A 10256-nucleotide genomic window follows, 5' to 3' on the forward strand; every position below is an offset into this window, starting at 1 on the left:
CGACACGGTTCCCACGAGGGCGGCGTCCGGTTCGGGCGCCGCCCTCGCCGTGTCCGCCCGACCGTCACCCGGAGTTCACCCCTCCGGCCAACTCCCGTCCCTGGTGGGGACGTTGGATTCCCCGTGTGCACACGGTGCGCGTGTGCGCCCTGGTACCGGGGAAAGGGAACATGAGCCGTTCACGAAGACTTGTCCACACGGCCGTCGGCGGGGTGGTGGCCCTGTCCTGCACCGTACTGACCGCACCCGCGCAGGCGGCGCCCGCGGCCGAGGCGCCGGTCGGCACGGTGCGCCTCGTCACCGAGCGGCGCGTGACCGTCGACTACCCGTGGGCCGGTGTGTCCGGCTTCCAGTACCGGCCGGGGACCACCTCGGTCACCACGGTGGACTACCCGGACGCGACCCCGCCCGCCCACGCCGGCCCGGACGACCCGGCCACCGGCACCGACGTCATGACCACCCGCGACGGCCAGAACGTCGTGCACAAGCACCGCTCCACGGGAGCGACCGCCACCGTCACCATCCCCACCGGCCAGGCCTACCGGGCCGCCGTCGGCTGGAGCGTGCTGACCGTGGACGGCACCGGCGCCCTGCACGTGCTGCGCAGCGCCGACGGCTCCCGCACCGAGGACATCCCGGTCACCGGCGTCCCCGCGGGCGCCCGGCCCGTCTCCTACCGCACCGGCGGCTCGGTCGCCCGCCTGGCCCTCGTGTACGTCCGGGACGGCAAGACCGCGGTGGGCCTGGTCGACCTGGCCGACGGCTCCTTCCGCACCCTCGTCACCAGTGACGAGGCCACCCCGCAGCTCGCCTTCAACGACCGCTGGCTCGTCGCCGACTGGAAGGCGATCCGGGTGGACGCCGAACCCGGCACCGAGCCCACCGCCCTCACCCGCACCGGCGAGCAGCTGGAGGCGGTCGTCGGCGACCAGCTCCTGCTCGGCAACCCGATGTTCGTGGCGGGCGGCACCGAGGCCGCGCTGACCGCACGCTCCCTCGTCACGGGCGCTACCGCCACCGTGCTCACGTCGTCGTTCGGCGGGATCGGCCCGACCCTGGACGGCGGCGCCCTGGCCACCGCAGGCCCCTCCAGCCTCGACTGGAACATCCACCGCGTCACCCTCGACGGCAACGGCGGCCTCACCACGACCACGGTCGCCCAGGTCCCCGCCGCCGCGACCGCGGTCCAGGGGCTGGCCGCCGCCGGCGGCGAGCTGCTCCTGCACGGGGCGACCCCGGGCGGCTCGCTCCGCTACAGCGGCTTCCAGCTGGACGCCACCGGCCGGCCCACCGGTCCGCAGACCCCGCGCAGCCCGGGCCTGAGCGCCCCCACCTGCCTCGGCGGCGACGCCGCCTGCCCCCAGCTCGAAGCCCTGGGCGACGGCCGGGTCGGCCACCTGCACACCGGCGCGAACGGGGAGGAGTCCGTGGTCGACGTCGGCCTCGACACCACCACCCTCGTCCACGCGCCCACGGACGCCGACTCCGGCGGCCGCATCGCCGGCGGCACCGGCCGTTACGTGCTGTACAACGGCGGCTCCGGCAAGCAGCGGATCGTCGACTTCCCGCGCGGCGCCACGAACGGCACCACCGTCCTCACCCGCGACCGCACCGCCGCCGCGGTCTGGGGACAGACACTGTGGACCCCGGGCACCACCCAGGGCACCGCCACCGGCCGCAACCTCAAGACCGGCACGACCACCACCGTCACCACCGGCGCGCCCTGCACTCCGACGGACCTCCAGGCCGTCAACACCTGGCTCTACTGGACCTGCGGCGGCACCGCCGGCGTCCTCGACCGCGCCACCAACCGCAGGATCACGGTCCCGGCCGACCACGGCCCGGCCCGCCTCGCCGACGGCTTCCTGCTCCGCGAGAACCGCACCACCCACGAGCTGCTGCTCACCGACTTCCACACCGGCACGGCCACCACTCGCACCCTGGTCAAGCTCCCGGCGACGGACCAGAACACCGGCGGCAGCAACGGCCGCTGGGCCGTCGACCGCTTCGGCGGCCACGTCGCCCACCTCAACGGCGCCCACGGCGAGGTCTCGATCGTCCCCAGCGGCGTCCCCGCCTCCCCCCTCGCGCAGATGGAGGCCCAGGTCCCCTCGCCGTCCGTGATCGGCAGGTCGTTCCCCTGGTCACCGGTGTGGCAGCTGAACAAACCGTCCACCTGGACCCTGACCCTCACCAACGCCTCCGGCGCGGTCCTGCGCACCCTGACCGGCGCCTCCACGGCAGCCGCCGTACGCCCCGCCTGGGACGGCACCACCGACACCGGCGGCCCCACGGGCGGCGTCTGCACCTGGAAACTCACCGCCCACCCCCGCGACGACCAGGGACCCGACCTCACACTCTCCGGCACCATCACCCTGGGCTGAGAGCGCACCGCCGTGGGTACGGTCGGACCATGAGCATCCAAGCCGTGGTCTGGGACGTCGACGACACCCTCTTCGACTACACCACCGCCGACCGCCTCGGCATGCGCGCCCACCTGACGGCCGAGGGCCTGCTCGACGACCGCGAGACCGTCGAGCAGGCCCTCGCCCGCTGGCGGGAGGTCACCCACCGGCACTGGGCCCGCTTCGCGGCCGGCGAGGTCACCTGGGAGTCCCAGTGCCGCGACCGCGTACGGGTGTTCCTGGACCGGGACCTCACCGACGCCGAGGCCGACGCCTGGTACCGGCGGTACATCACCCACTACGAGGCGGCCTGGGCCCTCTTCCCGGACGTCCTGCCCGTCCTCGACGCCCTTGCCGCCAGCCACCGGCACGCCGTGCTCTCCAACTCCAGCCTGCACGTCCAGGACCGCAAGCTGCGCACCCTCGGCGTCCACGACCGCTTCGAGGCGATCCTGTGCGCGGCGGAACTGGGCATCTCCAAACCGGAGGCCGGCGCGTTCCTCGCCGCCTGCGAGTCCCTCGGCCTGCCACCCCACCAGGTCGCCTACGTCGGCGATCACCCGGAGATCGACGGCCGGGGCGCCGCCGACGCCGGGATGCTGTCGGTGTGGATCGACCGCGGCGGCCTGTACGCCACGATCGACCCGCCCGTCGGCCCGCACCGCATCGCCTCCCTCGCCGAACTGCCGTCCCTGCTCGGCGCGGATACTCGTTTTGGAGCCCCGTCCACCTTCGGGTAATGTTCTTCCTGCGCCGCGGGAAGCGGGCCGGAAGGCCGGAAGCCCAGGCGCACAGCTAGAACAAGATCCCCTCAGGGGCTTGCGTTCCAGTGGCCTATGGTGTAATTGGCAGCACGACTGATTCTGGTTCAGTTAGTCTTGGTTCGAGTCCAGGTAGGCCAGCTCGCAGAGCTCATCTGCACCAGCGGATTCCGATCCGCAAGCCCCCGTTGTGTAGCGGCCTAGCACGCTGCCCTCTCAAGGCAGTAGCGCCGGTTCGAATCCGGTCGGGGGTACTGATTCCGAACTTGTCGGAATCGCTAGGGCCCCCGTTGTGTAGCGGCCTAGCACGCCGCCCTCTCAAGGCGGTAGCGCCGGTTCGAATCCGGTCGGGGGTACTGACTGGTCTAAACCACATTGGTCTATGGTGTAATTGGCAGCACGACTGATTCTGGTTCAGTTAGTCTTGGTTCGAGTCCAGGTAGACCAGCTCGGACCTGCGGAAACGCAGTGTCCACGCCCCCGTTGTGTAGCGGCCTAGCACGCCGCCCTCTCAAGGCGGTAGCGCCGGTTCGAATCCGGTCGGGGGTACGTAGGAGAAAGGCCCTCCACTTCGGTGGAGGGCCTTTTCATGTGCGCCCCGAAGGGGCGGGAACTGCGCGATCAACCACCGCGGGCCCGCGGCCGACGAGGAAACGCTTCCTCCTGCGGCGCCTGGTCGGGGAAGACCTGCCGCGGCGTTGGGGCCGGCCTTCCTCGCATCGCTCAGCCGCGCCGCAGCGCCTCGGACAGGCGCCCCGCCGCGTCGATCACGGCCTGCGCGTGCATCCGCCCCGGGTGCCGCGTCAGACGCTCGATGGGCCCGGAGACGGACACCGCCGCCACCACCCGGTTCGACGGCCCCCGCACCGGCGCCGACACGGACGCGACACCCGGCTCGCGCTCACCGATCGACTGGGCCCAGCCGCGCCGCCGTACACCCGACAGGGCCGTCGCCGTGAAGCGCGCCCCCTGCAGGCCGCGGTGCAGCCGCTCCGGCTCCTCCCAGGCCAGCAGGATCTGCGCCGAGGAGCCGGCCTTCATCGTGAGCGTCGACCCGACCGGGACCGTGTCCCGCAGGCCGGACAGCCGCTCCGCCGCGGCGACGCAGATGCGCATGTCGCCCTGGCGGCGGTAGAGCTGCGCGCTCTCGCCCGTGACGTCGCGCAGATGCGTGAGCACCGGGCCGGCGGTGGCGAGGAGACGGTCCTCACCCGCGGCCGCGGCCAGCTCGGCCAGGCGGGGGCCGAGGATGAAACGGCCCTGCATGTCCCGCGCCACCATGCGGTGGTGTTCCAGGGCCACGGCCAGGCGGTGAGCCGTGGGTCGTGCCAGTCCGGTGGCGCCGACCAGGCCCGCGAGGGTGGCCGGACCGGACTCCAGGGCGCTCAGGACGAGGGCCGCCTTGTCCAGAACGCCGACGCCGCTACTGTTGTCCATGCAACGATACTCGCGTCTCACTCTGTGAAACGCAAGTTCAAATTTCCGCGGAACCCGCCACCCTGGAATCACGAAGTCACAACGGCCCGTGACGTAAGGGCCTGGCGGTGTGTGCCCGGATCAGGGGAACGGGCACCGCCTCTCAAGATCTCTAGTTGGGTCGGCGGATGGCCGTCGGCCGGAGGGAACAGCGATGGGTAGGACACTCGCGGAGAAAGTCTGGGACGACCATGTCGTCCGCCGCGCGGAGGGCGAGCCCGACCTTCTCTTCATCGATCTGCACCTGCTGCACGAGGTGACCAGCCCGCAGGCCTTCGACGGTCTCCGCAAGAGTGGCCGCCCCGTGCGGCGCCTCGACCTCACCATCGCCACCGAGGACCACAACACCCCCACCCTCGACATCGACAAGCCCATCGCCGACCCGGTCTCCCGGGTCCAGCTGGAGACGCTGCGCAAGAACGCCGCCGACTTCGGGGTGCGGCTGCACCCGCTGGGCGACGTCGAGCAGGGCGTCGTGCACGTCGTCGGCCCGCAGCTGGGTCTGACCCAGCCCGGCATGACCGTCGTCTGCGGCGACTCCCACACCTCCACGCACGGCGCCTTCGGCGCGCTGGCCTTCGGTATCGGCACCTCCCAGGTGGAGCACGTGCTGGCCACCCAGACCCTGCCGATGACCCGCCCGAAGACCATGGCCATCACGGTCGACGGCGAGCTGCCCGAGGGCGTCACCGCCAAGGACCTGATCCTCGCGATCATCGCGCGGATCGGCACGGGCGGCGGCCAGGGCTACGTCCTGGAGTACCGCGGCGAGGCCATCGAGAAGCTCTCGATGGAGGCCCGGATGACCATCTGCAACATGTCGATCGAGGCCGGCGCCCGCGCGGGCATGATCGCCCCGGACGAGACGACGTTCGCGTACCTCAAGGGCCGCCCGCACGCCCCCGAGGGCGAGGACTGGGACGCGGCCGTCGCGTACTGGAAGACGCTGAGGACGGACGAGGACGCCGAGTTCGACGCCGAGGTCGTCATCGACGCCGCCGAACTGTCGCCGTTCGTCACCTGGGGCACCAACCCCGGGCAGGGCGCACCGCTTTCGGCGTCCGTCCCCGATCCTGCTTCGTACGAAGACGCATCGGAGCGCTACGCCGCCGAAAAGGCCCTGGAGTACATGGGGTTGGAGGCCGGGCAGCAGCTGCGCTCCATCAAGGTGGACACCGTCTTCGTAGGCTCCTGCACCAACGGCCGCATCGAGGACCTGCGCGCCGCCGCCGAGCTGCTCAAGGGCCGCAAAGTCGCCGACGGCGTACGGATGCTGGTCGTCCCGGGCTCCGCGCGGGTCGGTCTGCAGGCCGTCTCCGAGGGGCTGGACGTCGTCTTCAAGGAGGCCGGCGCCGAGTGGCGGCACGCGGGCTGCTCGATGTGCCTGGGCATGAACCCCGACCAGCTGGCCCCGGGTGAGCGCTCCGCGTCCACCTCCAACCGCAACTTCGAGGGCCGGCAGGGCAAGGGCGGCCGTACGCACCTGGTGTCGCCGCAGGTCGCGGCGGCCACCGCCGTCCTGGGCCACCTGGCCTCCCCGGCCGACCTGGCCGACGCCGACGTCCCCACGCCCGCTGGAGTCTGATCAGTCATGGAAGCATTCACCACCCACACCGGCCGGGCCGTCCCGCTGCGCCGCAGCAACGTCGACACCGACCAGATCATCCCCGCTCACTGGCTCAAGAAGGTCACGCGCGACGGGTTCGAGGACGGGCTGTTCGAGGCCTGGCGCAAGGACGCGTCCTTCGTGCTCAACCAGCCGGAGCGGCAGGGCGCGACCGTGCTGGTCGCGGGCCCCGACTTCGGCACCGGCTCCTCCCGTGAGCACGCCGTCTGGGCGCTGCAGAACTACGGCTTCAAGACCGTGATCTCCTCCCGCTTCGCCGACATCTTCCGCGGCAACTCGCTCAAGAACGGCCTGCTCACGGTCGTCCTGGAGCAGAAGATCGTGGACACGTTGTGGGAGCTCACCGAGAAGGACCCGCAGGCCGAGATCACCGTCGACCTGGTCGCCCGCGAGGTGCGCGCCGAGGGCATCACCGCCTCCTTCGAGCTGGACGAGAACTCCCGCTGGCGGCTGCTGAACGGCCTCGACGACATCTCGATCACCCTCCAGAACGAGGCGGACATCGCCGCGTACGAGGCGAAGCGCCCGTCGTTCAAGCCGCGGACCCTCCCGGTCTGATCCGGATCACGGCCCACCGCCCCGGAACAAGGCGACTTTCGGCCACCGCAACACCCCCGCCGTACCCCCGATCAGCCCGATCGGGGGTACAGCTGTTTCTGCACCCGAACGGCCCTGTCCGGCCCCAGGCCGGCAGCCAACTGGCCACGTTATGACGGTGGTTGCCGGGGTATGCGAGTGGTACAGCCGTGACTTCCGGGTGTGCCCCGAAGGCCGTTTGAGGCGGCAGTTGTCCCCTGCGCAGGCGACAACTCGCCCCAGATGGCACAATCTGTGCATGGAACACGACGGCCAACTCAAGCTCTATGCGGCAGTCGCGAACCAGCTCAAGGAAGCGCACGCAAGGGTGCGCGCACTGCAAGTCCCGGAGGGCGTACGGATGGCGCTGACCCGGAAGCTGCTGGTCATTACGGCCGCGGCCAAGCACGATCTCGCCGACGCGGCAAGGCGGCTGGAGCGGTTCACCGCGGACCTCGACGAGGGGCGTATCCCCGACGAGGAACGCTGAACCCGCCGATACCGCCGGGCTCGCTGCGGCACAAGGGTGATAAGCCCGTTTCGTGTTTGATTTGCGGTATATATCTGCCTAACGTGCGAAAAAGCTTGAACACTTTCGTTCTGGCGATGTCTCCGAAGGGGAAGACGTGAACAAGGCGCAGCTCGTAGAAGCGATTGCCGACAAGATGGGCGGCCGCCAGCAGGCCGCCGATGCTGTCGACCATGTACTGGACGCCATCGTCCGCGCGGTGGTCGCGGGTGACCGGGTCTCGGTCACCGGCTTCGGTTCCTTCGAGAAGGTCGACCGTCCGGCCCGCTACGCCCGTAACCCCCAGACGGGCGAGCGGGTTCGGGTCAAGAAGACCTCCGTTCCGCGTTTCCGTGCGGGTCAGGGCTTCAAGGACCTGGTCAGCGGCTCCAAGAAGCTGCCGAAGGGTGACATCGCCGTCAAGAAGGCCCCCAAGGGCAGCCTGTCCGGCCAGCCCCCCACCATCGCCAAGTCCGCGGGCAAGAAGGCCGCGGCGAAGAAGACGGCGGGTGCGGCGAAGACCACCACGGCGCGCAAGACGGCCGCGAAGAAGACCACCACCACGAAGACGGCGGCCGCGAAGAAGACCACGGCGAAGAAGGCGCCCGCCAAGAAGACGACGACGGCGTCCAAGACCACGGCGGCCAAGAAGACCACCGCCAAGAAGTCGTCCCCCGCGAAGAAGGCGACCGCCAAGAAGGCGCCCGCCAAGAAGTCGACGGCGCGCAAGACCACCGCCAAGAAGACCACCGCCCGCAAGAAGTAGGGCCGCCTGGGTACTCACGCGACGGGCCGGACTCCCCATCGGAGTCCGGCCCGCGGCGTGTTCAGGAAGTGGTCGAAGGTGCTCAGAGGGTCTGCAGGGTCACCAGAGTGATGCGCGGGGCGTCCTTCGAGCCCTCCACCTCGATCCGCACCCGCTGTCCGGGGCGCAGCAGCCGCAGGCCGCCCGCGTCGAACGCCGCCGCGTCGAAGGGCACCGGTGTGCCGTCGTCGAGGAGGACCTGCCCGCTGCGGCTGTCGGGGTCGTAGGTGTACGCGGTCGCCTGCATGCCCGCAGCCTACTGCCCGGGAATCAGCAACCGCGCGGCGGCCGCGGCCGTATGAGGGCCCACGCCGAGGGCGAGCGCGCTGCACAGGTCGTCGCCGGTGTCCACGTCCTGGCGCACGGAATCCACGGCGGTCAGGGACAGTTCCACGGCGCCGGACGCGCGGTGCCGGGCCCGGGAACCGGTGCCGAAGGCAGGGCTCAACGCGCGGCCCGGGGCGGCGGCCAGGAGAGTCGTGCCGATTTCGGCCGCATCGGGAAGAAATGCGCGCGGGAATTCCGCGGCGGCGTCGAGTACCCGGGACAATTCCCGCGGGCGCAGCGCCGGCAGATCGGCGTTGAGCGCGGCGACCGGGCTCCCGGGACGGAGGGAGCGCACGGCCGTCGCCGCGTGTGCGAGTGCGGCGTTGAGACCGCTGCCCGGTTCGTCGGCGATGATCGCGGCGCCGAGCGCGGCCAGCTCGCGGCCCGCCCGGGCGTCGTCCGTGACGACTGCCACATCCCGCACCGCCCCACAGGCCAGGACGGCCGCCACCGTGTCCTGGGCGAAGGCGAGCGCCAGGTCCGGCCGCAGCCCGTCGTCGGCGGTGTCCGCCAGCCTGCTCTTGGCCTGGGCCAGCGGCTTCAGGGGTACGACCAACGTCCACTGCACGGGTGTTCCGTCCTCCTCTTGTCGCGGTCATTGTCACCCGGGGCCTGAGGCGGGCGGTGTGTCGGGGCGTACGGTGTTCTCGACAGACCGGCGGCCTGGGGCGACACTTGTGCGGCCCCCGTGGCCGCCGCTTCAGGCCCTAGAGGAAGGTGTTCGCGTGCCCCGCCGCAGAATCGGCTTCTGGTACCGCTTCGCCGCGGTGCTCTGCAAACCGCCGCTGGTGGTACTGCTCAGGCGGGACTGGCGTGGAATGGAGCACATTCCGGCCGAGGGTGGATTTATCACCGTGGTAAACCACAATTCGCACATCGACCCCTTCGCTTACGCGCACTTTCAGTACAACACCGGGCGTGTCCCGCGATTCCTCGCGAAGAGCGGGCTTTTCAAGAAGGGATTCGTCGGCGCCGCGATGCGGGGCACCGGGCAGATCCCCGTCTACCGCGAGAGCACGGACGCGCTCAGCGCCTTCCGGGCCGCGATCGACGCCGTGAACCGCGGGGAATGCGTCGCCTTCTATCCCGAGGGCACCCTCACCCGCGACCCGGACGGCTGGCCCATGACGGGCAAGACCGGGGCCGCCCGCGTCGCGCTGCAGACCAAGTGCCCGGTGATCCCCGTGGCCCAGTGGGGCTGCAACGAGCTGCTGCCGCCGTACGCGAAGAAGCCGCACCTTCTGCCGCGCAAGACGCACCGTGTGCTCGCCGGACCGCCGGTCGACCTCTCGCGGTTCTACGACCGGGAGATGACCGCGGAGCTGTTGAAGGAGGCAACGGAGGCGATCATGGCCGCCATCACCGCGCAGCTGGAGGAGATCCGCGGGCAGAAGGCGCCCGAGACGCCCTACGACCCGCGACGGGAGCGGATCGAGCAGCGGCGGCGCACGCAGGCGCAGACGCAGCGGGGCGGGCAGGGGCCGGGACGGCCGGTGCGGTCGGCGCGACCGTCGCCGGCGGCGCAGGAAGAAGGGCTGGGTACGTGAGCAAGCCGGTCAAGGCGGCGGTTCTGAGCGCCGGTTCGTGGGGCACGGCCTTCGGCATGGTGCTCGCGGACGCGGGGTGCGAGGTCACTCTCTGGGGGCGCCGCCCGGAACTCGTGGAGGCGATCAACTCCACGCGGACCAATCCCGACTACTTCCCGGGCGTCGAGCTCCCTCAGCGCGTGCGGGCCACCACGGACCCCGCCGAGGCCGCCGCGGACGCCGAC

At 71.1% G+C, this 10256-nt stretch carries 11 protein-coding genes and 5 tRNA genes; 13 read left to right on the top strand and 3 right to left on the bottom strand.

Translation table 11 applies throughout. The annotated features are described in order from the left end of the window. The first annotated feature begins 170 nt into the window (after positions 1-170). From ABTZ58_RS36305 to ABTZ58_RS36335, 7 genes are all read left to right on the top strand, one after another. Positions 171-2384, top strand: a complete 2214-nt coding sequence (locus ABTZ58_RS36305) for a hypothetical protein (RefSeq protein WP_351366562.1) — start codon at positions 171-173, stop codon at positions 2382-2384. Positions 2385-2413: 29 nt separating this feature from the next. Then, positions 2414-3145: an HAD family hydrolase gene (locus ABTZ58_RS36310; RefSeq protein WP_351366565.1), complete on the top strand. Its 732-nt coding sequence runs from the start codon at positions 2414-2416 to the stop codon at positions 3143-3145. Between the two features lie 90 nt (positions 3146-3235). Then, a tRNA-Gln gene (locus ABTZ58_RS36315) sits at positions 3236-3307 on the top strand. Positions 3308-3347: 40 nt separating this feature from the next. Then, positions 3348-3420 (top strand) — tRNA-Glu (locus tag ABTZ58_RS36320). Between the two features lie 29 nt (positions 3421-3449). Then, positions 3450-3522: transfer RNA gene (locus ABTZ58_RS36325), tRNA-Glu, on the top strand. Between the two features lie 20 nt (positions 3523-3542). Beyond that, positions 3543-3614: transfer RNA gene (locus ABTZ58_RS36330), tRNA-Gln, on the top strand. A 28-nt stretch (positions 3615-3642) separates the two neighbouring features. Further along, positions 3643-3715: transfer RNA gene (locus ABTZ58_RS36335), tRNA-Glu, on the top strand. 174 nt (positions 3716-3889) lie between these two features. On the opposite strand, the gene ndgR is transcribed toward ABTZ58_RS36335, so the two are convergent. Further along, positions 3890-4603: an IclR family transcriptional regulator NdgR gene (ndgR, locus tag ABTZ58_RS36340; protein ID WP_094055732.1), complete on the bottom strand. Its 714-nt coding sequence runs from the start codon at positions 4601-4603 to the stop codon at positions 3890-3892. Between the two features lie 193 nt (positions 4604-4796). On the opposite strand from ndgR, the gene leuC reads away from it, so the two are divergent. From leuC to ABTZ58_RS36360, 4 genes are all read left to right on the top strand, one after another. Then, complete coding sequence (gene leuC, locus ABTZ58_RS36345; protein WP_351366568.1) at positions 4797-6227, top strand: 3-isopropylmalate dehydratase large subunit; 1431 nt, start codon at positions 4797-4799, stop codon at positions 6225-6227. Positions 6228-6233: 6 nt separating this feature from the next. After that, a complete protein-coding gene (leuD, locus tag ABTZ58_RS36350) occupies positions 6234-6827 on the top strand; it encodes a 3-isopropylmalate dehydratase small subunit (protein WP_351366571.1) in 594 nt (197 codons plus the stop codon). A gap of 277 nt (positions 6828-7104) precedes the next feature. Then, complete coding sequence (locus ABTZ58_RS36355; RefSeq protein ID WP_351366574.1) at positions 7105-7335, top strand: SCO5555 family protein; 231 nt, start codon at positions 7105-7107, stop codon at positions 7333-7335. Between the two features lie 136 nt (positions 7336-7471). After that, positions 7472-8119 (top strand): HU family DNA-binding protein, encoded by a 648-nt coding sequence (locus tag ABTZ58_RS36360; protein WP_351366577.1) that lies wholly within the window; start codon positions 7472-7474, stop codon positions 8117-8119. A gap of 82 nt (positions 8120-8201) precedes the next feature. Here ABTZ58_RS36360 and ABTZ58_RS36365 read toward each other — a convergent pair whose 3' ends face one another. Beyond that, positions 8202-8405 carry a hypothetical protein gene (locus ABTZ58_RS36365; RefSeq protein WP_351366580.1) on the bottom strand — a complete coding sequence of 68 codons (204 nt, stop codon included), beginning with the start codon at positions 8403-8405 and terminating at the stop codon, positions 8202-8204. 9 nt (positions 8406-8414) lie between these two features. After that, a complete protein-coding gene (gene cofC, locus ABTZ58_RS36370; protein ID WP_351366583.1) occupies positions 8415-9053 on the bottom strand; it encodes a 2-phospho-L-lactate guanylyltransferase in 639 nt (212 codons plus the stop codon). Positions 9054-9210: 157 nt separating this feature from the next. Here cofC and ABTZ58_RS36375 point away from each other — a divergent pair, with 157 nt between their 5' ends. Further along, positions 9211-10032, top strand: a complete 822-nt coding sequence (locus ABTZ58_RS36375; RefSeq protein ID WP_351366586.1) for a lysophospholipid acyltransferase family protein — start codon at positions 9211-9213, stop codon at positions 10030-10032. After that, positions 10029-10256: 2-dehydropantoate 2-reductase N-terminal domain-containing protein (locus ABTZ58_RS36380; protein ID WP_351366589.1), on the top strand; the 228-nt coding region annotated here is incomplete at its 3' end. The genes ABTZ58_RS36375 and ABTZ58_RS36380, both read left to right, overlap by 4 nt.

This window comes from Streptomyces sp. NPDC094143 (genome assembly GCF_040303825.1).
In the GTDB taxonomy this organism is placed as follows: domain Bacteria; phylum Actinomycetota; class Actinomycetes; order Streptomycetales; family Streptomycetaceae; genus Streptomyces.

Excerpts from the sequence above, each read along its gene's own strand:
- ndgR (WP_094055732.1), bottom strand. The coding sequence starts at position 4,603 with ATGGACAACAGTAGCGGCGTCGGCGTTCTGGACAAGGCGGCCCTCGTC.
- leuC (WP_351366568.1), top strand. The coding sequence starts at position 4,797 with ATGGGTAGGACACTCGCGGAGAAAGTCTGGGACGACCATGTCGTCCGC.
- ABTZ58_RS36355 (WP_351366574.1), top strand. The coding sequence starts at position 7,105 with ATGGAACACGACGGCCAACTCAAGCTCTATGCGGCAGTCGCGAACCAG.
- ABTZ58_RS36365 (WP_351366580.1), bottom strand. The coding sequence starts at position 8,405 with ATGCAGGCGACCGCGTACACCTACGACCCCGACAGCCGCAGCGGGCAG.
- leuD (WP_351366571.1), top strand. The coding sequence starts at position 6,234 with ATGGAAGCATTCACCACCCACACCGGCCGGGCCGTCCCGCTGCGCCGC.
- ABTZ58_RS36310 (WP_351366565.1), top strand. The coding sequence starts at position 2,414 with ATGAGCATCCAAGCCGTGGTCTGGGACGTCGACGACACCCTCTTCGAC.
- ABTZ58_RS36305 (WP_351366562.1), top strand. The coding sequence starts at position 171 with ATGAGCCGTTCACGAAGACTTGTCCACACGGCCGTCGGCGGGGTGGTG.